Raw genomic sequence first — 20,687 nt, forward strand, 5'->3', positions numbered from 1 at the left:
CCGGGAGCGATGGAGCACTTCCTGAAGCCATGCGCGGAATCGTCAGTCGGTCTTGACGTTTGCTGTTGCGTGAGCCTTCACCCAAACCGCGAATCCGCCGCGTGAAGCGCCTTATTGGCGCGAACCAGATCTGACTTCGTCATCGCGTATTGACGATGGGGGACTGATGCAAGCGCACTCTGGGGCTGGTGGCAGGCCCTGAAATCCCTGGCGGGCAGAGACCGGATTCGAAGAATGAGAGCGGCCGGCGCCTCGATGTGATCGAGCGCCACCCTGCGATGTGATTCGCGGGGGCTTGCGGCATGTGATGCCGCGGCCGGCTTCATGGCGTCCTGCGAGGACGGCCATGGAGGGTAACGCTCGGATGCGGATGTGATCCGCGTCTCGGAGATCGCCGGAAGGGGCGGTCCCGGGCGTTTGGCGCGCTGCGCCTCCTGGGCACTTGCAGAAATGCGGGTGTTGAGGGCCTGAGACTCATCGCAATTACCAGACTGCCTTTTCCGCCAGACCCCCTTTTGACGAATTCACGGCACCGCGCCGGCTCGCGCGGGGCTTTTGCACGCTTGGCGCGACCGACGCCGGGCGGAGGTTTTTTCATTCAACGACTTCAGGAGATCGCCATGAACAGCAAAGAGAGCAAGCAAAGCAAGCAAACGAAGCGGAACAACTGGGCAGTGCAAAACGCCGGGAGTGTGCGTGGCTGCGCGGGGATAGAAGAGATCGACCTGGGGGAAGCCGAGGTGATCGTCTATGACGATCTGTCCCTGCCTGTGCCGCATCTTGAAGTGCGCCACCGCCACCGTCTGGCTGACGCCCATGCCTGATGGAGGAACCATGAAGACAACCACGACCGGCCGGCTGGCTCCCCAACTGAGGGATGAGCTCGAACGGCTGATTGAGAGGCACAACAAGCGCGCCTACAACCGCTGCGGAAAGGCGGTGCGCAACTGCTCATACCGGAGCGAAGTGGCGCGGCGGGCGACGATCCTGCTCGCCTTTGGCGAATTGGCGCAGCTGGGCTACCGGCTTCGCGACCCGAGGAATCTCGCCGACAAACATGTGAGGGCGCTGGCTCGGCACTGGAATGAGAAGGGGCTCTCTTCGCAGACCATCCATGGCCGCTTCTCTGTTCTGCGTGTTTTCTCTGGCTGGATCGGCAAGCGCGGCCTGGTGGGGGATCTGCCGGGATACTTCCCTGGCAAGGACATGCGCCGGCAGATAGCGGCCACGCGCAACCATGGCTGGGAAGCCAATGGCGTCTCGCCGGAGGAATTGGTGCGGCGGGCGCGCGGGATCGATGAGCGTCTGGCGCTGTACCTCAACCTGCAGCACGTCTTTGGGCTGCGCGCCAAGGAAGCCATCATGCTGCGTCCGCTGCGTGCGATCACGCCGGACGGCGGTCATCTCGAGGTAAGCGACGGCACGAAGGGCGGCCGTCCGCGCCTGGTGCCGATCGACAGCGACGAGCGGCGGGCGGCAATCGCCTGGGCGCGCGAAGTGGCCAGCCGCACGCGCAGCCACTGCCTTCGCTGGCCGGGGCTCACTTGGGAACAGGCACAGGCCAGGTTTTATCGCGGGCTGGCCAAACTGGGCGTGACCCGCCGCCAGCTTGGCGTCACCTCCCACGGCTTGCGCCACGGCTACGCGCAGCAGGCCTACCGCGTCCTGACTGGACAGCCATCGCCGGTCGAGGGGGGGGCGTTGGGCAGGATTGACCGCGAGCGGCATCGGCTGGCCGGCATGAAGGTCTCGGCCCTGCTGGGGCATGGCCGGGTGGATGTGACCGGCTACTACTACGGCAGCTATGGGCACGCTTTGCGGCTGTCGCCGGAAATTCATCTCGCTCGGCAAAAGGAAGCGCCGCTGCGCGAATCCGGGTAGCTGGGGTAGATAGTTGTAGAACGGTAGAAACGCATTTTCAACGAAAAGGAGAAGGACATGAATCTCACGGTATTGAGCAAGGGTGACGCATTTACTGCGCCGGTGTTCATGGGCGACGGCGAGCGCCGCGCCTGGTACGGAAGGGCGGCCTGGGAGCTGACGGACGGGCACGTGATCGACATCTGCCAGACGGCGGAGCGCGCGGCGCAGTATGCCGGGCAGGAGGACGCGCACGCCGGGCGCGACCGTGCGGAAGGGGGCAACCCGTTCGATCCGCTGTTTCTTGGGGGGTTGCCCAATTTCATCTGGGATCGCGGCTACCGGCTCGGCCAGTGGCAAGGAGGGCGCGCGCGGGAAAAGGGTGAGGAACCGGCCTGGATCCGCAGCAAGGAAAGGTTGAGCCGGCTTGCGGCTTGATTGCAAGCCAGGGCGGTCTGCTGGCCGCCCGCTCACCGGAGGGCGCATCTGCGTTCTGCGGCGAGCGGGTGAAAGGAATCAACGTCCTGTTACGGGTTTCGGCCAAAAAGGAAACCCGCCAGAAGGAATGTTGCTGATTCGGTCCGCCGCAAGGCGGAATTTGCCCACATGGGGCCGAAAGCCCCTTGGGAGGGGCGAGGTCCGTCATATGAAAGGAAGGAAGAATGAGCACATGGATCCGATTTGTGAGCGACGCTGAAGAACGCGACTCGGGGCAACTGGGCCCGTTCGCCGATGTTGCCATCTCGTTCGGCGCGCTGCGCGTGCGCCGTCACGACGCGAAGTGCTTCGAGAACCTCGCCCGTTTCGACGGCGGGGTGTGGGAGCACAAGGGTCGCCGCTACAGCGATGTGGCGATGACCCATGTCGATAAGGGCTCGCTGCTGTCTTGTCTTGCCTCTGTGATCGGCTGCGCGCAAGCGCATGTCGAGGACATCGAGACCGGGCTGGAGGATGGCATCTACGACAAGGCCGAAAACCAGGACCTGGGCGCGAAGCAGCGCGCCCTGAAGGTGGTCGAGTCCTGGTTTCATGCCGAACTCGGCACCCCCAACATGGGAGGGAGCGCGCCATGCGAAGCAACCCGGGGTTGATGTATGCGGCGCTGATCGGGTTTTGTGCCGCGGCGGGTTATCCGCTTCGCCCAGCCGCCGCCACTGGTGGCGGGGCGAAGCGGCGGACACATTTCAAGACCGCGCAGGATCTCGAGACCCTGGCGCGGGCGCAGGCCAAGCGCGAGCGCAGGGCGGCCAGGCGCCGATAGCAATCGTAGCGGAAATTCCACCCCGGCATTCGCTGCCGGGGGTTTTCCCGAGCGCATCGAGGTGCGCTGGGGAAAATTCTGAACAAGGACGCCTCGCTTGACAAAGGCCGGGCATCATCTCTTCCAGCGCCCACGGCGCGGCTGCAGCAGTTCCGCCAGACGCGCCAAGTCGGCCAGATCGAAGACGTCGTCGGACAAGAAATCCATGGCCGAGCGGATTTCCTCGCACCGCAATTCCAGCCGGGCCAGGGCTGCGGCCGCGCGCCGCTCGGCATCGAGAAAACGGGGATTGGCGCGGCGAGAGGGCGGCAGCCTGTCCTCGCGGGCTTCCTTGAGCGCTTCGATGAGATGCGGCCGCGCCTCGATCAGGCCCATTGCTTCGCGGACCAGGCCGGGCAGTGACGTCGGTGTATTGTCCTCATCGTAACCAGCAAGGAGCAGGGCCGCCGCTACGGCATCGGCGGGCGGTTCGCCCGGGTCATCCGGGAAAGGCACGATGGCGCCGTCCATGGAATGGGAGGAGATTTCGTCGAAGGAAAGATTTGCGCGTTTGGGCATGGAGCCTCCTTGGGTAGCGGCGGCGCCGGGATGGCACCGCTTTACCCAGATATCCCGCACGCGCGAAATATCCCGGCCTGCCGCGCGCCGGGTCAATGCGCCAGGGCGCCGATCCGGGCCTCGACATCCACGCAAAGACGCGCATGGGCCTGCATGTCGGCCCCGGTTGCCGCCAGCGCCTCCTTGAAATGGCTCACGGCGGCGGCGACATCCTGGATGATGTCCTCGACGCGGGCGCGCCGGCACCAGCGGGCGCCGAATTCGACGATCGCCCCCTTGTCCGGGTATTTGAGACCGCCTATCGACAACTGGTGCTCCAGGTTGCGGGCGATATCGGGCAGGAGATCGAAAGCCGGCGCCAGGCGGTATCCGGCCGGGCCGCCCTGCATCATGAAATTCTTCAGGTGGTCGTCCGTATTGCCGATCGCCATATTGAAAACGGCCTGCCGGAACAACGCCAGGGCATCGGCTTCCGGGCGCATGGAATGCCTGATCAGGACTGCCATGATATCCGCGTAGGAATTGACAAAAAGTCCGCCGCGTTCGCGGCAGAGGGTTTTGAAACTGAGCTGATGGATTCGCCCTTTTTCGGTCAGGTCGAAGCGCTCGATGAAGACGGCGCGGCGCCCGCCAAAGACATGCAGCTGCACGTCCGGGCAATCGAGCCCGGCGGTTCTTGCCATGGTCATGGCGGTATATTCGAGTGCCGGCACATCGAGCGCGCCATCCTGGTAGGCGGGGAACTTGGCAATCCAGTGGCGGCCTTCGTGGGCGATCAGGGCCTTCGGGCGCGCACCGCCGGCCGAAGCGCCGACGGCAAACAGCTTGTGCAGCGCGCTCCGGTTGGCCGGCGCAACCCCCATTTCGACATCGCGCGCGGCGTCCATCAGGTCGCCCATCGAATGCAGCCGGGCCTCATTGGGATGCCGCTTTACCGGACCGCCGAAGCCGAGCGCGCCCAGGCAGTCACGGCCCACGTAGGAAAGATAGGCCTCCGGCAGCCGCAGGCTGACGGGGAGGTGTTTTTCAAAATCGATCAGATGCCTCCCCCAGGTATCGGGCAGGGCATCGTCGAACACCGCCAGCGGCGGGGCGAGATGACTCGAGTGGAACTCGCCTGAGGACAGCGGCAGGGAAACCGGGTCCAGGGGGAAGCCGCGCCCGAGCCACTCGGACGTATACCTGAAGGCTGAGCGGCAGGTGCCATCCGGCAAAGGCTGGCCGAAGACGAGCTCGCCGGCCGGGAGCTCGGCCCCATCCGGCAAGGTCGCCCAGACCTTATGGACGGCCATCGCGCTTCCTGCTCACGCGCCGGCGGCCGGCATGGTTTCCGAAAAGGCTCTCCTGCACCAGGAGGCCATCGATCTCCGGCAGCCTGTCGAGCACCCAGAAAGCGGCCAGCCAATGGCCGACCGCCGTGGAAGGCTCGCCATTTTCCATGGCGCGCAAAGTGGCGGCGGAGACCCCGATCCGCTCGGCAAACACGGTCTGGCTGTCGCCGCGGGCGATGCGGGCTTCTCGCAGCCGCGCCCCAAGTGCGCCTAGCTGCAGGGCTGCAATCGATAGTATATCGCTCATAGTAGGCAATAAAGCATCACAAAAGCAATTATAGCTGTTATTAGCAATAAATATCTGGCGCATTGTTGCCGGCATGTTTTTTCGGGCTACCGAAACCTCCACGGGCCGTGGCCACGGCCTGCCTACCGCTCCGAGAGGAGCAACCTTGAATCATGATGAAAGGAAAAACATGGGTGCTACTGTCACCACCGGCAAGAAAGCGGGCGCTTTGCGCGCGCCGGACGGCCGCATCCTCTACGCGCTGTTCGAACAGACGTACGAGAAAAACTGCTACCCACACACGCCCACCTGGAGCTGCCACAGCTTCGGCCCCATCGAAGAGGCCATCGAGCGCGTCTTCCTGTGCGCATCCTCCTGCGAAGGCGGCATGCTGCAGAACAGGAACGGCAGCATCACGCCGGAAGGCTACATCGCTGGCTGGCTGGCTGAGTTGGCCGCGCCGGTGGCGATGGGCGATTGCCGGATCGCGCTTGCCGTGGGCAAGGGCTTCTACGACGCATTCCGGGAAGACCGGCTCGACCGCGCCCGGCAAGTGCTGGCCGGGGCGGGATTCGCGCAAATGGCCGAAACCCTCGCGCCGGGCGAAACCCTGGAGTTGCGCCTGCATGCGCACGCCCTGGCGATCGAAGCTCTGTGCGTCAGCGGCACGGTGCTGCCATGGCGTGTCTTCACCGACATGCGGGGGCTGTCCGGCGCGGACGGGGATGCTGCTCTGGGATATGCGCCTCCGCCGGCGAAAAGCTATGCGGTGGATCGTCCCGAGGCCATCAAGGCCGACCGGGAGAACCGCCTGGTGCGCGGCCCTGACGGCGCCTGGCGCTGTGTCGGCTGGGAATATCGGGCCGTGGGTGGCTTCATCCGCGATCTGTGGCGCGCCGAGCTGGCCGAACCGGGCAGCTGCCGCAAGCGCATCAAGGCGTACCGCGCCGCACTCGAAGCCGCGCCGGCGCTGCCGGCGGGCGCGCGTGTGGTGGTCGACCTGGGCGTGCCGATGAAGCGCTGGGAGCGCGAGCTGGCGGAACATTTGGCCGCCAAGCACGCTGCCCGGCCCACCCGCTCGGGCTTCGAGATCGAGGTTGGCGAAGACCGGATGTACGACCTCACAAGCCTGCCGAGCCATTGCACAACCTGGCTCATTCCCGGGCAAGCCGATCAGTTGGTGGCCTGACCCACAACCCCGCGCGGAGCGCTTCCGTCCCGCAAGGGGCGGGAGCGCTTTGCGCATCGAGAAGGAATATTCAAGATGACGAAGCAGAACATCCTGCTGGTCGATGACCGGCAGCACGCAACCCTCCTGGCCGCGCTGCGCTTCTACCAGGCGCAAGGCATGGGCGAGCCGACCAACCGCACGGACGCCATCCACGACATCGCCACCAACGGCGACGAAGTGGTCTCGCTCGACGCCTCCGGGATCGACAAATTGTGCGAACGGCTGCAGGCAAGCTCCGCCCGCCCGGAAGTGCTGGCGTCCCTGAAGGACGAAGGGATGACGATCGGTGAGTGTGTCACCGCGCTCGCTGTGCCGAACGACGATCCTTACGTGCTCGCCGCCAGGCAGCTGGTGCAAGGCGACAACGACACCGAGATCGATGACAACACGACCACCTCGGTGGGCGAAGACGGCGCCTGGGTGCTGGGCTGGATCTGGGTGAATAACGAGGAGGCCGGCAGTCTCCCTAATACGGAGCTGCTCGAAGCCGTTCTCGACCATGCCCGCGCAGCGATCGAAAGCGGGCGGGCTGTCCAGAACGCCAAGACGTGTCTCGTCCAGGCCGACTGGCTGGCGCATCTCGTCGTCGACTTCGCCGACGAGCTGGACGGCATTGGAAATGAAATGGTGCCCGGCGTGCCCGGCCCGATCGCTTGGCTCGACAAGGAAGGCAATGAGGTTCGTTTCATGCCCTCCGACGCCTTGAACCAGCTGCGGCAGTTGGCCCGCCTGGGCGGCCTGCCCGACGAGCTGGCCAATCAGACCGAGCGCTTCTGCATCAGATATGGCAACAAGCTCGACGCCATCCTGGCGCACGCCCAGGCGGCCTGAGTCGCCACACGCCCCTCGCAAAACGCGGGGGGGGGGGATGCCTCCCTTAACCCGCCCTCGACAAGAGGGCGCTTTTTCAGGCCGCCCTGCCGGGGCGGCCGGACAAAGCGAATCCTTGAACTTAATCATGGAGGAATGATGAAACAGACTTTTACGCTGAACCACCTATTTTCCCTGTCCAAAAAGAACGGGGCCGCCTTCGGCACGGACAGGCCGGCGATCTATTTCGACGGCGCACGCGCCGCAGCCGCGAGCGGCGAGGCCGTCATGTGGATCGACTGCCCGCAGCCCGCGCTCGCGCGTCCCGTGCTCATCTCGGTCGAGGAAGTGAAGGCGGCGCTGCTGGCCGCGCCGTCCCTGTCCATCCAGGACGGGGGCGAGGGCCAGGTGGCGGCCAACGGGCTGAAGCTGGTCGCGCAGGATCCGCGCGAGACGCTGCCCGAGCAAACGCGCGAGATCCTCGATCTTGACCGCGCGGCGTGGCTGCCGATCGTGCGCCCGTTCCGTCTCGATGGCGGGCGCCTGGGGCAGGTGGCCGCGGGCATAGCCGAGGAGGCGTTGCGCGCCTGTCTGAACGGGGTGTTCTTCGATTTCGCCGCCGGCGCCCTGGCTGGCTGCAGCGGCGAGAGCCTGCACGTGGTCGAAGACGCGCTGCCCGTCGTGGCGCTGCCTGGCGCGCGCCAAGGCGTGGTGCTGCCGGCCGCTGCTGCCCGTGCCGGCGAACGGGAGAGACATCCCGGCCGCCCCCCGGCAGGCCCCGGGCGCGGTCCAGGCCGGTCCTGTGCCGCCGCGCCTGGTTTGCGTCGGGGTGGCCAATGCCAGGCTTCGCGCACGCGCCATCGACGCGGAGGATTACCCGAATTACCGGCAGGCGTTCGACCGGCGTCATGGCCAGCCGCACGCGCTGCTGCTCTCGGCCGAGGATGTGACGGCGCTCATGGCGGTGGCGCGCGTGGCGGGCAAGAACAAAACGAGCCAGCTGATGGGGGTAAAGTCGGACGGCCGGCGTCTTCTCGCCACGCACCAGGACCGGATCGCGCGCGAGATCGGCAAGAACGCCGCGCGGGGCAAGCCGTTTGCGACCGCGCTCGACGCTGGGCTGGTGATCGCCGCCATCCGCGCGGCCGGGCAGTTCGGCGCCGCGATCACGCTGCGCTATTTCGATGAGGAGGGCGGCGCGCTCTACCTGGGCACGCAGGATTTCCACTCCATCGTGATGGCCGTCAAGGATGCCGCGCCGTCAAGCCCGTCGGCGGCGGCGCAAATGCAGTCGCTGGAGGATTTTTCGCGCGCGCTCGAGGGCGCGCCGGGGGGCTGATGCCGGGCGCGTCCGGACGGATGTATTGCACAGTACAAACAGACAGGAGGTTTGATCGTGGCGGAAAATGTATTGCACGATGCAAAGGGCGGGAAGCCGACACCGCATGCATATGAAGAGCTGCAGCGGGCGTTCGACTTCTTCAACGAGCGGCTGTTCGATGGCAGGATCCCTCAGTGCCTGCTCACGCTGCAGCGCAAGGCGCGCGCCTGCGGTTGGGTGCGCGCGATCAGGCGCAATAGCTCATCGCCAAAGATCGTCCCGGTAGGCAAGAGAGTTATCATCGGCGTGGCTCAGATATCCCGCGCCCGCGAAATCCAAATCGACTCGCGCGCTACCAACTTGCATATCGGTAACACATGCGTTACCTTCTGGGCGTGAATATCGAGCGAGAAGGAAAGCGCTTGCCGCCGCCAAGAAAGGAAAGAAGCCATGACGCCAACTCGTGATTTCAAGCAAACCGTTGTCAAACGCGTCGAGCGCGATCCGGACTTCGCCAAGGCGCTCCTGGACGAAGCGGCGACGCTCTTTCTTAGCGGTGAGCCGGACACGGCCCGCCTCATTCTTCGCGACCTCGTAAACGCTACAGTCGGCTTCGAAAATCTCGCTGATCTGACCCATAAGCCCAGCAAGAGCCTACATCGAATGCTGTCTCCTAAAGGCAATCCGAGCATGGATAACCTGGCGGTCATTTTTGACGCAATCAGAAGTAAGCTGAATATCGGAATTGCGCCCTATGAGGAAATGAAGCGGTGGACGTTGGCCGTGGCCGCCGGCCGCATCAAGCCTGGCCCCAACGCCCCGAAACTGTGGTTCACCTCGCTCAAGGCGGCCGGCAACGTCTTCTCCGAGGAAAACCGGCAACTGCTCCGTATCATCGCCAAGGAGCGCCCTCAGGCCATCGCCGAGTTGGAGCAGCTGACTCACCGGAAGGCCGCCAATCTTTCGCGCACGCTTAAATTTCCCGCCGGGAATTCCCCTGAGCTTTAGCCGGGGGATGAAAGGCGGGCGGCGACAGCTGTTACTGTCCTTGGCATTCGGTGATGTAGCGCCGGATGGTTTCTGCGCTGACATGCCCTGCGGTGCCAACGTAGTAGGCGCTTGTCCAGAGCTGATCGCGCCCGGTTCTTTTTGCCAGTGCCGGAAATGCCTGGCGCGCCATCTTCGAGCTGTAGCCCTTGAGCAGCCCGACGATCTTCGATGGGGCGTCCTTCGGCGGGGCACTGACGAAGCAATGGACGTGATAAAACTCGAGCAATATGGCGTCGTGCGTCTCGTGGAAGGAGAAGCGGCGAAGGGCCGAAAACCGCTGCGGCCAGAGGTATTGGTCGACACGATCAATCTGTCTTTGACGATCGTTTGATGTCGCGCACTGGATATGCCATTGTTGGGTAGATATCCATCACTTGCCGGATAGGCAAAAGATAATTGGAGAACCGCGGATCATTCAACCGACCATCGAGAACGAAGATGCGCCGATTGTTCGGCAACCCCTCCCGGCGCACCAGACGTCCGATCCCTTGTTTGAAGCGCATGACAGCGTCCAACAGATCCCATGGTACTGCGCTCTGAATACTCATTCTGTGCAACTGGGTGAGTGATTTATTCAGGCCAAACGGGATGCGTGGAATCACCAGGTCGGTGATCAGATTGTCTTCCGTTGGCTTCTTGATGTCATAGTTAGCGCCGTTAACATCCAGGCCTGTCCATGCGCCGCCCAACGCCAGCCAGACGGGCTTTCGGCCGGCTTGTGCGTAATCGATAAACAGAGCCAGCTGCTGGGAGAGGGAAGTCTTGGTGCTCGCTTGCACGAGGGAGGCGATTCGACCTGCGAGCAAATGCGCCACCTGATGCAGCGATTGGTAGCTTGTCATGAGCACCAGCGTACCGCCAACCGCTGTTTTATTGATATCCGCGATGGCATCGGCAACCTCTTCCGTCCATTGCGCATGCAAGCGTTTCGAATGCTCATCGGAGATATTTTCGTCGCTGGTTTTCATGTCTCGTCTTGACGGAGGCTGGAGCCAGTATCGATCTCCAATTTGGCGCTTTTCGGGCACCCATAATCCGGTCACCGGGGATAATGACCATGATGGGCGGATCGGCGGAAACTCGCGGATTCGACTCTCGGGCAGCCGTAATAGATTCGACATGTAGCTGGCGGAATATCTGTCCAGCTTGCGCAGGTACAAAGTGGCTGAGACGCAGGCCACCCCAAGCGCACGCTCCCAGAGAATTCTCAGCTCCCGCTCTATGGATCGACGGCCGTACGTAAGTTGGGGGAATTCGCGCACAGGGGAGTAGCCGAGGGTGCAAGAATTTATCTTGGCGCTCGTATTGACGATATCTAGTGCGCGCTTTATCTCCTGCGCATCACTTCGTATATCTGCAACCGCAGGCGGCTCGTCGGCTTTGCGTCGCGCCGAGCAGATTGCCGCGGCGGCGTCGGCGAGCGCAATACGGGCTTTTATTGCTGCGTTTCGAGGCGCTTCTTCGCCACCATTGGGGTTATTAAGGTCGATATCGCCATTGGCGGACAGTCCGCGCAACGTGGCCAGTGCGCGATTGACGGAGGTAAGCGCACGTTCGGGCAAGTAACCGGCGGCGACCGCTTTTCGGACTTTTCCACGGTATTCCATCATGGAAAGACTCGAGGAGAGAACATTTGCCACATTAGGCTCGAACAAATGAGCTTCGTCGATGATGAGGAACTGCCACGGCGGAAGGCGGCCGTAGTCCATGTCGCGCGCCACCCTGCCAACCATAAGGTCCACCTCGTTTAATGCGTCGAAGATGCGCTTGTTGATTTTTCGGGTATCGGGGTCTCCGTCCAGGAAGGCATCGCGTTCCGCTAGTAATTTACGGACAGTCTCGGAACTGTTGGCGCGCGCTTCGGCCATCGCCTCTGACCTGGCCGAATTTTGCAAGACCATGCGCAGATCGATGGCAACCATCGCGTGCGTGCAATAGACGATTTCCCTTGCTTCGTCGCCCTGCTCGCGCTCGAACTGGCTGCGGTACGCCTGCATTCCGGGATCTTCGCTCGAGGTGCGATCCGTCAGCCGCGCGCCCTCGGCAGGAAAGTTTGGGCTGATGGCCAATAGGGAAGATGCCAGGTAGAAGCAGCCTAGAGACTCATCAGAGCCGATGGGCGGCGCACCGTCGCTCAGCCACTTGCGGATGGGCACCGGATCAACCGCCACGGCGCCTTCGTCGAGTGCTTCCTCGATTAGCTCGCGGGAGACGTATTCCGGTTTCCCAAGAACGACTCGCATACCAGGCAAGTCCGGCATTTCCGAGGCGAGGCGATCATGCGTTGAGATGAATTCGCGGAGCACCTGAATGGTTGGTGTACAGATTACGGCACGTCCGCCGTCGGAAATTGTTTCGCTGGCGGCCGCGATCATTGCCAAAGTCTTGCCGATGCCGGTGGCGCCTTCGATGAGGCCGACCTGGTGTTTCCCCAGGGTATCAATGAGGCAATCGAACAGTAGCGACTGCTCCTGCCGGAAGCCGAGCCCCAGGGCGCCGGTGTATGCCGCCATGTTGTCTTTCTCGGTGATGCGGTGCGCTAGCGCATCGCCCCGGGCAATTGCGGCGTACAGGTAGGCGCGGATCGCCTCGCTTTGAGTCAGATTCGCAGTGTAGGCGTGCTCATCGATGACGCTCATGATGGCCGCGGGGAACGAAACATTGCGATTGACGCCCGGGTCATGTGACGTTGGCAGTTTGGCGGCGGGCACGCCCGCTTCAACAACGCCCACGACCATTTTGCGTGCGGCTTCGATTATGGTGCCCAGAACCTGTTTGGGCGAGTCCGGGCCGGTGTATTGAGGATGCAGGGACGCGCAAAGCGCCCCGGGAATTTGCAGATTTGGCATTACTACTCCATTCGGCTACTTGACTATTCGTATTATCTATTTTATACTTTCTTTCGTCAAGTCAGTTAGATCGTATTTACGAAATAAATATTAATCACGGAGGGCAAGATGATTCAATGTACGCGCCAATCGCTCCTAAGAATTAGGTTGCCGGCTGGCCGTCAGCAACTTTATCCGAATGAATTCAGGGAGTTGCTGGCAAGGGCCGGCGACGGTAACCCGCTGTTGCCATCAGCTTTCTTTCACTGCGGCCCTGACGGCGTGCCTCTCCCTGGGAAACCGGATATCCGCATTGTCGGTGGGAAGAGCTGGGTCGGGATCCTCGATCAAACCGGGCGAAACCCGCTGTTCGATGGCGCCGTTGGTGCGGCCACCCGTATCGTTGCGCAGCATTACGGCCAGCCAGTGACCATCCAGGTGGAGGCGCCTAAATTCGGGGCCAATATCGATGCAGAGGGCGGGTTTTCGGGGGGGCGCGGCTACTTTGTCCGCGACATGGCGATCAAGCGCCGCGGGAAAGGTCGCCGCAACATGGATGATCGCGAACTCGCCCGGCGCATATTACTCGATGGCATTGGTGAAATCGCCAACCGGTATGGCTTCGATGTGCCCCCGGAGAGTACGTTGAATCTGCGCATCCATGATTTTCGCTGCATCGGACTGCGCCTCGGAACGACGCGGGGCGTAACGAACGAATATGTGTCGCTGGTGAACGCCGAAATCACGATGAATTGCGATCTCAGCGGTATTTGGCAGGCGGGTTCCCTGCAGTCGCGCGGGTACGGAAGAATCGTGCCGAAGATCGCCGGTGCCACCATGAAATTATCGGCGCCACAGGAGGTGCTGTCGTGATCATTTCTCCCTCTGCCATTGCGCTCCAGGCGCTCGGTTTGCAGCCCTCTGGCAACTTCAAGGCAACCGCCGCCGGCCCGGCCATGCGGTGCTCAATGTGTGGCGTCGGCATCGAGCCAGGATCCCTTTACGACAAACTCGACTTGCCGGAGTCATTCACGAACAAGCTTGCCATGGCCATCCCGGGCGGCGAACACATCTGCGGCGCCTGCAAAACCGTCATGGGTGAGGGAGCGTTCCAGCAATCGCTGGCCACGGCGATCGTTTCAACCAAGGGGTATTTCCCGATCATGAAGAAGGAGAACCGTGCCTGGGCGTTCCTCGATCCTCCAGAGTCGCCTTTCTTCGTGACTATCCAGAACGCGCAGCAGCAGCACGTCGTCTGGCGCGCGCCCGTTTCGCTGTCGCGGGAAATCATTCTGGTGCGCGTTGGCGAGCAAGTCCTGCGTCTGCGGCGCCAGAAGCTGAAAGCGGCGCGAGAAATCGTGCTTCGTCTCGACGATTTCCGCCACCGGATATCCGTGCATGACGGCAAGGCGCGCAAGCCTAAGAAGGCGGCGGCCGCGCAGGATGCGGCGGAGAGCCCATTCGTCGCCGACTGGAAATATCAATCGGCCGACGGCGGCGTCATGAAACAGTGGTATCGGGATCTGGTTGCGGCCGGCAATGTCCCGGAAGAAGAGCAGGCCGTGCTGTCGTCGTTGAACGCCGGAGAAGTCTGGGCGTTGCAGGCAGTTCTACATCGGACGCCGGTTGAGCCGGAATCCAAATCCGTTTAATCCAAGGAGATTTGAAGCATGAATACCAATAGCATCGAAGTTGCCTTATCCCTGACCGCTCCCATGCACGTTGCCTATCCGGACAACTATGTTAAGAGCGAGGGACTGTCGAAGACCATCACGCAAACCATCACTGTGGGCGACAAGAAGATGTCGCTGCCGTACTACCCGGCAAACGGCTTCAGGGGCGGGCTTCGCCGTGTCATCGCAGACATGATTTGCGACAGCATCGCCGTGACGGAAGGGACGATTTCCGGCGAACTCTACAATGGCCTGCATTGCGGCGCTTCCAGCAGTTCCCCCGACCAGACGGCAAAATCCATTGAGGAAATTATCCGTGCCCGCTCGCACGTCTACATGGGGTTGTTCGGCGGTGGCGCGCGTACCCACGAGTCCATGTACGCTGCCAGCGACATGCTGCCGATCCTGAATGCCACGATCAGTGCCGGCATGGTGCCCGCCCGGTATCGCGACGGATATGTCTCACAGATCGTCGGAAAGGATGGTGTCGTGCGGCATATCGAGCCTTATGAGTTGATCGACGCTCGCCATTTCGTGCGCATCGATGATCTTTACAGGGTGATGGATCCGGTAGGAATCAATAAAACGGTTACCAGCCCGGTTGAAGCCGTCACAAGCCACCAAGAGGCAATTGGCATCCATCGTGCGCAAGACGAGGAAATCCTGAAAAATGAAGGCAAGAAACACCCGCGGGATGTTTCCCAGCTGCAATCCGTTCAAACCATTGCCGCCGGTACGCCGATGTTCTTCCGTATCGACATGAAGAGCGATGCCACGGAAGCGCAGGCCGGTGCATTGCTCCTTGGGATTGCCGGGTTGCTCACGCAGAACAACTTCGGCTGCATGGGGCGGTGGGGATTTGGCCGGGTAAAACCCCTCGATATCAGCATGAACTTCGGCGGCGAGTTGACCGGCGGGCTTTTCGAGAACAACGCCGAGTTCTCCATGCCGGAGAATATGGCCCGCTACGTGGATCAGGCGCGCAAGGAAATCGCCGCCATTCGTACGGCCGACATCGCGGCATTCTTCGAAGACTTCAGTGCGGACAAGAAGGCGGCGAAGAAAGCCGCCAAGGCGGCGCAATAAGGGGGTGGTCATGACTCCACTGAAAGTGGTTTTCAAGGTATCGGGTGGGTTTGCCCCGCCGCCCCTGCCTTTGCACCTGGATGCGCTACTCGCCTACCAACGCACACGCCAGCACGCGAAATTCAAGCTGGCGAAGGATGGCTTTTCCGTGGCGACGCTACGCTCGCTTGGCGATAACCTTGCGCTCGACAAGCACGAGCAGGACGATGAGTGGTGCTGGAAGGCAAGCGCCATCATGCCGGTCGGGCCTATTGAGGTGTCGTCACGGTTCTTCACCCAACGCCGCGATCAGGCCGCATACTCGATGCGCGTTGCACGCGGGGATGTCCAGCATGGACGCCATCCGATCAATGAGAAAGAAGGCATGCGCCAGTGCGCGCCCATGAAGAAAGATGCCTACCAGATCGATACCCTGCGAGGGGTCTATCGAAATCTGCTTGGCTTCTATTCCATCATCAAGGCAAGCGCGCCGATTTCCGGAAACATGGAGTTGGTGGCCTGGTGTGTCGGAGACAAAGGCACCATCGAGTCGCAATTGAGCGATGGGATGATCACACACCTTGGCGCGCGCCGCCGCGTCGGCCACGGGCGGATCGAGGAGGTCACGGTCGAGGAAGACGAATCCGCACTGGAGAATTGGCGTCTTCGTGTCCGCCCGTGGCAGATGATGGATGACGATGCGCCGATACAAGCGGCTTGGCGCGCGCCCTATTGGGCTGCAGAAAACCGTGGGCAGGCGTTCTGCCCAGCCGGGCTGATCTAAGCCAGCGTCGCTCTTTAACAATTCGGAATCACAGGATTGCCTAATCCTGATTTTCTAGGGAAGGGCGTCACGTTGCCGCACCGCATTCGGTCACCATTCGTGGCGCTCGAATACGGCGTGTTACGTGTCGAGGATCATTGCTTATTCCTTGATCGTCAGGACGGAAGCGGTATTGAGGTGCCTGTAGGTATGGTGTCCGCCGTGCTACTGGAACCAGGCGTTTCCGTAACGCATGAGGCTGTCAAACTGGCCGCTGAACACGATGTCTTGTTGCTCTGGGTCGGGGAGGCGGGCGTGCGCGTATATTCGGCGGGTATGCCGGGAGGAAAGCATGCTCCACGGTTGATCGAGCAGGTGAGGCAACACATCAACCATAATGAGCGCATGATGGCCGCGCAGCGGTTGTACTTGCTGATGTTTGCCGAAGCGATGCCGGAAACCCGCTCCTTGGAAAAATTGCGCGGGCTGGAGGGGGTGAAGGTCAGGGAGATTTATAATCTCCTGGCTAACCAATATGGCGTTGATTGGTCTGGGAGAGAAAATGCTGACCTAGCGCTCAAGGACGCCCTTGGTATTGCGGCCAGTTGGCGGTCTGGTTTGGCGGAAGCGGTAATTCTGGCCGCTGGGTTTTCGCCGGCCATTGGGATTATTCATAGCGGCGATCCAAGGTCCCTTGCTTTCGATTTGGCCGATACAGTCAAATTCAAAACGGTTGTGCCAGCCGCGTTCCGGGTTTTTCAAGAATCGCCACTCGATACGCGAAACCGGGTGAGGCGCGTTTGCCGCGATATGTTCCGTGAGCAAAATACGGCATCTGTGCTATTCGATAATCTGTACGAAATACTTGGCGACGATGTGGTTGGTGGTAAAACTAATTAAGCCACGGCAATCATTGCGTGGTTATTGTCGCCGCTTTCTGGTCGAGCCATCAGCGAACTTATTTGTTGGCAAGGCTAATCGTGTGCTGTTCGATGATCTTGACAAGAGGGTATTGGACAGCGGCATCGATGCGGTCGTTATTGCCGGGAACACAAAATCGGATTTGGGTTTGGTTATTCGTGTTTACGGAAGCCCTGATCGATCAATAGTTAGTCTGGATGGATTCCAGGTGATCCTGCGAAAATCAAAGAGATAGTTGAAGGGTATTCCCCGCGTGTCGCGGGGGTTGAAGGCAACGGCCCACAGGCCGGTCTCGACCAGAAGAGTATTCCCCGCGTGTCGCGGGGGTTGAAGGGAGGGGTCGGTGTAGTTGATGACGCGCCCGCCGTATTCCCCGCGTGTCGCGGGGGTTGAAGGAATTCGACCGCTATGCCGCCCGCTACGGTCGGGTATTCCCCGCGTGTCGCGGGGGTTGAAGGCATCGTTGACAATGAGCGGCGTCAGTAGCGCAGTATTCCCCGCGTGTCGCGGGGGTTGAAGGTGGCGGCGTCGAGCTTCCTGCCTTCCAGCGCCGTATTCCCCGCGTGTCGCGGGGGTTGAAGGTACAGGCTCATGGGGCGCGGACTCCTCGCCTCGTATTCCCCGCGTGTCGCGGGGGTTGAAGGCCAGGAGGCTACATGTCTGTGATCGACATCCCGTATTCCCCGCGTGTCGCGGGGGTTGAAGACACGGCATGAGCTATTCCCTGACGCTGCATAAGTATTCCCCGCGTGTCGCGGGGGTTGAAGGCAACAGCTCTTGGCGCGCGCGGTCGATCGGCTGTATTCCCCGCGTGTCGCGGGGGTTGAAGGCAGGCGCCTCCTCACCGCGGCCGCGAACGCCAGTATTCCCCGCGTGTCGCGGGGGTTGAAGGAAACGCATCGCCACCTCGGCATCGATCTATTCGTATTCCCCGCGTGTCGCGGGGGTTGAAGGAAACGGTGCACGGCGCACCGGAAAGGGCGCAAGTATTCCCCGCGTGTCGCGGGGGTTGAAGGCAGAATGAAGGCTCATGGCGCAATCGCGCAACGTATTCCCCGCGTGTCGCGGGGGTTGAAGGGGAGATGGAGGGTGCCTCCGCCGGGGTCGCCAGTATTCCCCGCGTGTCGCGGGGGTTGAAGGGCCGGAGCAACCCCCGTGGGTGCCGAGCCGCCGTATTCCCCGCGTGTCGCGGGGGTTGAAGGCAAGACCTCCTCGGCGACTCGCCGCTCCGAGGGTATTCCCCGCGTGTCGCGGGGGTTGAAGGGCGTGGCCTTGATCGCTAAAGAGGGCGATTTGGTATTCCCCGCGTGTCGCGGGGGTTGAAGGCAAGGAGGGTACGTATGACTTCCGTCCGGCTCGTATTCCCCGCGTGTCGCGGGGGTTGAAGGAATCCGACGCCCTGCTCAAGCTCGTGCGCGACGTATTCCCCGCGTGTCGCGGGGGTTGAAGGAAATTGCCGGGCGCGAATAGCCGAGCGTCTCGGTATTCCCCGCGTGTCGCGGGGGTTGAAGGCAAAGATCTTGCGCAGGACTAACAGGTCAGCCGTATTCCCCGCGTGTCGCGGGGGTTGAAGGAAAGAGCAAGAAGGCTACGACCGCAGCGCCGCGTATTCCCCGCGTGTCGCGGGGGTTGAAGGGCTGCGGGAGCTTGAACTTGTTGGGGCGATGAGTATTCCCCGCGTGTCGCGGGGATTGAAGGAAGAGAGCGGCGCCGTCGTCAGCTGCGAGGTCGTATTCCCCGCGTGTCGCGGGGGGTTGAAGGATTTCGTCGCAGGTCATGGGGCGAAAGGTGATCATCGATGATGCCCCGTCGCGGCCGGCTGCAGGGCGGATGATCAGAGGGTATTGCAAGGCCCTGCAAAACCTGTTACCGTTGGGCTTGGGCTGAATATTGCCCGCAGGATTCTTGACCGGCGCTAGCCGGCCTTACGGGTGGCCTGAGTTCGAGAGAGTGCTCAGGCAGGCAACCCGCCTCCCGCCGCGATTCGCGGCCCCGACAGTCGAGACCTTCTCCTGTCGTCTTGCGTCCAGGTGACCCTGGACACCGGCAAAGGGCAGTTCCCCTCCCTTCTGTCGTATCCGGCCCTTACGGGCCCACCGCGAAGTTCTGCGGTTTTCCACCCCCTGTAGAGGTTGTCCTGGCCCTGGCTTGCGCTTGTCGCGCGCCCGAGGCTGAGACAAATCCGCTGGACGCGCCTTGCGGCGGTCCTGGAGATGCCGGCCGGCATCGAAGGATGGGGCATGTCGATCCGGGGCAGCCGCCCGGGTCACGCCTGCCGGGAGCGCGGTGCCGTTCGCAAGAACGGTGCTGCCTCCCGGCGAGGTTCTTCCATCCGCATCAATCCCGATCACCTGTCGTCCCGCATCAGGGACGATCACCTGTCGTCCCGCATCAGGGACGATCACCTGTAGCGGCATGTCCCGCCGCCCAGCTCCCCCCCCCAAGCACCACCCCCGTCGAATTGCCGCATCAAGGATGATCACCTTTGCCTCTGCATCATTGGCGATCACTCAGCTTTACAAAATCAATCGCGATCACCTGTCTGAAAAGCAGGCTGTTTTCCTGGCGCTTCGTCAATGAGGATTCTGGAAAACAGTTTCTGGGAGCAATCCCATCGTGGGCGCACGTAAATCGCAACCACTTTCCCCGCATGTGATGCGGGGGATTTCAGCTGCGGAGAAATCCGCGGCACCAACCCGTTTGGGGACACATGAATCCCCAACGGGGCTCATTGCGTCCCCAGAAAGGAGATGCTGTGAGCAAATTCTTTCCGACAGCCGAAAGGCCGAAGAACGAAAGAACCGAAGTGACCCTTCGGTGGGCGGAGTGGCAAGCCAAGAACGGCAGCCACCTGTCCAAGCGGATTGGCGTTTTCCGTAAAGGGCAATTCGAACTCGTGGTGTATGAATACGGCGGCGTATGTGGGGTCCTGAAAAGGAAGCCGCGCAAACCGCCGCGTAACCCCGAGCTCGTCGAATTTCGCCCGTGGTCGGAACCGTTCGATGCTGTCGCCAGCAAACTGGCAGGGCGCGGATGGAAGATCCAGCAAGTGGATACGCTGGAGGCCGGCCATGCGAACTGAGCCAAACAGCAAGACGATCAAGCTCAGGATCGCAGCGGAAGGACGCCGGATAGAGCGCATGATGGGCAGTCTCAGCCAGCCATGCCTTTTCACCCCGGCGATCGACCCTGAGGCGGACCGCTTGAAGACGGGGCTGACCCGTCGCGCAGCGGAATTGCAGGCGATCCGCGACGCGATGGCGGTTAATCCCGCCAAGGCCTTGTTCGATGAGGTACTGGCGTATCTGCGCCAGCCGCTCTTCACCCTCGGCCGCGAAGCGCGCAAATCCGATTGGGTGGGCGTAGCGGAGGAAGAGCCGGAGAACGAGGCAGCCGACCCATGGGAGCGCGCCATTCCGTGCGAGCCCTGGGGTGAGCCATGGGTGACCGACAAACAGGGGCACGCCTACTCCACCGATGCCATCGCTTTTCTTATGGCAAAAATCTTCTGGAGCTCGATGGACGAGATGAGCGGAGTTGAGAATGGAGAGCAGAAGCTCGATGTTCTCAAGTGGGTCTTCAAGCCTTCGGTCCGTAAAACCTACGTCTACGACGCCAGGATCGGCAAGTCGCACTGCCTGCAATGGCACGAGCGAGACGAAACCTTCTCATTCCACAACTGCTGCATGGCGGCGCGCGTGGACGAAGAGGAGATTCGCAATGGTTTCCGCCGCAACATTCCGGCCGAGATCATCCAGGCCGTTGAGCGCTACTACGCGCATTGACGGC

General features: G+C 61.9%; 24 protein-coding genes, 1 pseudogene and 1 CRISPR repeat array. Of the genes and pseudogenes, 19 read left to right on the forward strand and 6 right to left on the reverse strand.

Annotated features, from left to right (window positions below; translation table 11 throughout):
* Positions 1-620: 620 nt before the first annotated feature.
* The 5 genes from HS122_19625 (at position 621) to HS122_19645 (ending at position 3,121) form a co-directional block, all read left to right on the forward strand.
* Complete coding sequence (locus HS122_19625) at positions 621-824, forward strand: hypothetical protein (GenBank protein MBE7540605.1); 204 nt, start codon at positions 621-623, stop codon at positions 822-824.
* Positions 817-1,881 (forward strand): integrase domain-containing protein, encoded by a 1,065-nt coding sequence (locus tag HS122_19630; GenBank protein MBE7540606.1) that lies wholly within the window; start codon positions 817-819, stop codon positions 1,879-1,881. The genes HS122_19625 and HS122_19630 overlap by 8 nt, the downstream gene beginning before the upstream one ends.
* 57 nt (positions 1,882-1,938) lie before the next feature.
* The gene (locus HS122_19635) at positions 1,939-2,298 is read left to right on the forward strand and encodes a hypothetical protein (GenBank protein MBE7540607.1); all 360 of its coding nucleotides are present in this window, start codon (positions 1,939-1,941) and stop codon (positions 2,296-2,298) included.
* Positions 2,299-2,522: 224 nt separating this feature from the next.
* On the forward strand, positions 2,523-2,951 hold the full coding sequence (locus tag HS122_19640; GenBank protein MBE7540608.1) for a hypothetical protein: 429 nt from the start codon (positions 2,523-2,525) through the stop codon (positions 2,949-2,951).
* Positions 2,930-3,121: a hypothetical protein gene (locus tag HS122_19645; GenBank protein ID MBE7540609.1), complete on the forward strand. Its 192-nt coding sequence runs from the start codon at positions 2,930-2,932 to the stop codon at positions 3,119-3,121. The genes HS122_19640 and HS122_19645 overlap by 22 nt, the downstream gene beginning before the upstream one ends.
* A gap of 114 nt (positions 3,122-3,235) precedes the next feature.
* Here HS122_19645 and HS122_19650 read toward each other — a convergent pair whose 3' ends face one another.
* The 3 genes from HS122_19650 to HS122_19660 all read right to left on the reverse strand — a co-directional run bounded on the left by HS122_19650 (position 3,236) and on the right by HS122_19660 (position 5,257).
* Entirely contained in the window at positions 3,236-3,631 is a 396-nt protein-coding gene (locus HS122_19650; protein MBE7540610.1) for a hypothetical protein, read from the reverse strand.
* Positions 3,632-3,771: 140 nt separating this feature from the next.
* Positions 3,772-4,971: a type II toxin-antitoxin system HipA family toxin gene (locus HS122_19655; GenBank protein ID MBE7540611.1), complete on the reverse strand. Its 1,200-nt coding sequence runs from the start codon at positions 4,969-4,971 to the stop codon at positions 3,772-3,774.
* Positions 4,958-5,257 (reverse strand): helix-turn-helix transcriptional regulator, encoded by a 300-nt coding sequence (locus HS122_19660; GenBank protein MBE7540612.1) that lies wholly within the window; start codon positions 5,255-5,257, stop codon positions 4,958-4,960. Before HS122_19660 ends, HS122_19655 begins: the two co-directional genes overlap by 14 nt.
* Positions 5,258-5,402: 145 nt before the next feature.
* Between HS122_19660 and HS122_19665 the strand changes: the two genes are divergently transcribed.
* Both HS122_19665 and HS122_19670 read left to right on the forward strand, forming a co-directional pair.
* Positions 5,403-6,425 (forward strand): hypothetical protein, encoded by a 1,023-nt coding sequence (locus tag HS122_19665; protein ID MBE7540613.1) that lies wholly within the window; start codon positions 5,403-5,405, stop codon positions 6,423-6,425.
* Between the two features lie 75 nt (positions 6,426-6,500).
* Positions 6,501-7,298, forward strand: a complete 798-nt coding sequence (locus HS122_19670) for a hypothetical protein (protein MBE7540614.1) — start codon at positions 6,501-6,503, stop codon at positions 7,296-7,298.
* A 165-nt stretch (positions 7,299-7,463) separates the two neighbouring features.
* On the opposite strand, the gene HS122_19675 is transcribed toward HS122_19670, so the two are convergent.
* Entirely contained in the window at positions 7,464-8,033 is a 570-nt protein-coding gene (locus tag HS122_19675) for a hypothetical protein (protein ID MBE7540615.1), read from the reverse strand.
* A gap of 46 nt (positions 8,034-8,079) precedes the next feature.
* Here HS122_19675 and HS122_19680 point away from each other — a divergent pair, with 46 nt between their 5' ends.
* The 3 genes and pseudogenes from HS122_19680 to HS122_19690 all read left to right on the forward strand — a co-directional run bounded on the left by HS122_19680 (position 8,080) and on the right by HS122_19690 (position 9,345).
* A complete protein-coding gene (locus HS122_19680) occupies positions 8,080-8,616 on the forward strand; it encodes a hypothetical protein (protein ID MBE7540616.1) in 537 nt (178 codons plus the stop codon).
* A gap of 57 nt (positions 8,617-8,673) precedes the next feature.
* Entirely contained in the window at positions 8,674-8,997 is a 324-nt protein-coding gene (locus HS122_19685; GenBank protein MBE7540617.1) for a hypothetical protein, read from the forward strand.
* Between the two features lie 51 nt (positions 8,998-9,048).
* Positions 9,049-9,345 (forward strand): annotated as a pseudogene (locus tag HS122_19690) (transcriptional regulator).
* Between the two features lie 292 nt (positions 9,346-9,637).
* Here the strand turns inward: HS122_19690 and tnpA are convergent.
* Together tnpA and HS122_19700 are read right to left on the reverse strand one after the other, a co-directional pair.
* Positions 9,638-9,874, reverse strand: coding sequence for an IS200/IS605 family transposase (tnpA, locus tag HS122_19695; GenBank protein MBE7540618.1), 237 nt, complete (start codon positions 9,872-9,874; stop codon positions 9,638-9,640).
* A gap of 79 nt (positions 9,875-9,953) precedes the next feature.
* Positions 9,954-12,497 carry a hypothetical protein gene (locus HS122_19700; GenBank protein MBE7540619.1) on the reverse strand — a complete coding sequence of 848 codons (2,544 nt, stop codon included), beginning with the start codon at positions 12,495-12,497 and terminating at the stop codon, positions 9,954-9,956.
* Positions 12,498-12,644: 147 nt separating this feature from the next.
* Here HS122_19700 and HS122_19705 point away from each other — a divergent pair, with 147 nt between their 5' ends.
* From HS122_19705 to HS122_19745, 9 genes are all read left to right on the forward strand, one after another.
* A complete protein-coding gene (locus tag HS122_19705) occupies positions 12,645-13,349 on the forward strand; it encodes a hypothetical protein (GenBank protein ID MBE7540620.1) in 705 nt (234 codons plus the stop codon).
* Positions 13,346-14,128 (forward strand): hypothetical protein, encoded by a 783-nt coding sequence (locus HS122_19710; protein MBE7540621.1) that lies wholly within the window; start codon positions 13,346-13,348, stop codon positions 14,126-14,128. Before HS122_19705 ends, HS122_19710 begins: the two co-directional genes overlap by 4 nt.
* An 18-nt stretch (positions 14,129-14,146) precedes the next feature.
* Positions 14,147-15,235, forward strand: coding sequence for a type IV CRISPR-associated protein Csf2 (gene csf2, locus HS122_19715; protein ID MBE7540622.1), 1,089 nt, complete (start codon positions 14,147-14,149; stop codon positions 15,233-15,235).
* Positions 15,236-15,245: 10 nt separating this feature from the next.
* Entirely contained in the window at positions 15,246-15,998 is a 753-nt protein-coding gene (locus HS122_19720) for a hypothetical protein (GenBank protein ID MBE7540623.1), read from the forward strand.
* Between the two features lie 99 nt (positions 15,999-16,097).
* The gene (gene cas1e, locus HS122_19725; GenBank protein ID MBE7540624.1) at positions 16,098-16,877 is read left to right on the forward strand and encodes a type I-E CRISPR-associated endonuclease Cas1; all 780 of its coding nucleotides are present in this window, start codon (positions 16,098-16,100) and stop codon (positions 16,875-16,877) included.
* Positions 16,858-17,133: a type I-E CRISPR-associated endoribonuclease Cas2 gene (locus tag HS122_19730; protein ID MBE7540625.1), complete on the forward strand. Its 276-nt coding sequence runs from the start codon at positions 16,858-16,860 to the stop codon at positions 17,131-17,133. Before cas1e ends, HS122_19730 begins: the two co-directional genes overlap by 20 nt.
* A gap of 7 nt (positions 17,134-17,140) precedes the next feature.
* Positions 17,141-18,658: direct repeats of the CRISPR family, unit length 30 nt; unit sequence GTATTCCCCGCGTGTCGCGGGGGTTGAAGG.
* Between the two features lie 372 nt (positions 18,659-19,030).
* Entirely contained in the window at positions 19,031-19,309 is a 279-nt protein-coding gene (locus HS122_19735; protein MBE7540626.1) for a hypothetical protein, read from the forward strand.
* 344 nt (positions 19,310-19,653) lie between these two features.
* Entirely contained in the window at positions 19,654-19,980 is a 327-nt protein-coding gene (locus HS122_19740; protein MBE7540627.1) for a hypothetical protein, read from the forward strand.
* A 121-nt stretch (positions 19,981-20,101) separates the two neighbouring features.
* Positions 20,102-20,683: a hypothetical protein gene (locus tag HS122_19745; GenBank protein ID MBE7540628.1), complete on the forward strand. Its 582-nt coding sequence runs from the start codon at positions 20,102-20,104 to the stop codon at positions 20,681-20,683.
* Positions 20,684-20,687: the final 4 nt, after the last annotated feature.

This window comes from Opitutaceae bacterium (assembly GCA_015075305.1).
GTDB lineage: Bacteria > Verrucomicrobiota > Verrucomicrobiia > Opitutales > Opitutaceae > UBA6669.

Coding starts and splice junctions, on each gene's coding strand:
- HS122_19635 (MBE7540607.1), top strand. CDS start 1,939: ATGAATCTCACGGTATTGAGCAAGGGTGACGCATTTACTGCGCCGGTG.
- HS122_19625 (MBE7540605.1), top strand. CDS start 621: ATGAACAGCAAAGAGAGCAAGCAAAGCAAGCAAACGAAGCGGAACAAC.
- csf2 (MBE7540622.1), top strand. CDS start 14,147: ATGAATACCAATAGCATCGAAGTTGCCTTATCCCTGACCGCTCCCATG.
- HS122_19675 (MBE7540615.1), bottom strand. CDS start 8,033: ATGTCTCTCCCGTTCGCCGGCACGGGCAGCAGCGGCCGGCAGCACCAC.
- HS122_19700 (MBE7540619.1), bottom strand. CDS start 12,497: ATGCCAAATCTGCAAATTCCCGGGGCGCTTTGCGCGTCCCTGCATCCT.
- HS122_19650 (MBE7540610.1), bottom strand. CDS start 3,631: ATGGACGGCGCCATCGTGCCTTTCCCGGATGACCCGGGCGAACCGCCC.
- HS122_19645 (MBE7540609.1), top strand. CDS start 2,930: ATGCGAAGCAACCCGGGGTTGATGTATGCGGCGCTGATCGGGTTTTGT.
- HS122_19670 (MBE7540614.1), top strand. CDS start 6,501: ATGACGAAGCAGAACATCCTGCTGGTCGATGACCGGCAGCACGCAACC.
- HS122_19630 (MBE7540606.1), top strand. CDS start 817: ATGCCTGATGGAGGAACCATGAAGACAACCACGACCGGCCGGCTGGCT.
- HS122_19720 (MBE7540623.1), top strand. CDS start 15,246: ATGACTCCACTGAAAGTGGTTTTCAAGGTATCGGGTGGGTTTGCCCCG.
- HS122_19660 (MBE7540612.1), bottom strand. CDS start 5,257: ATGAGCGATATACTATCGATTGCAGCCCTGCAGCTAGGCGCACTTGGG.
- HS122_19640 (MBE7540608.1), top strand. CDS start 2,523: ATGAGCACATGGATCCGATTTGTGAGCGACGCTGAAGAACGCGACTCG.
- HS122_19655 (MBE7540611.1), bottom strand. CDS start 4,971: ATGGCCGTCCATAAGGTCTGGGCGACCTTGCCGGATGGGGCCGAGCTC.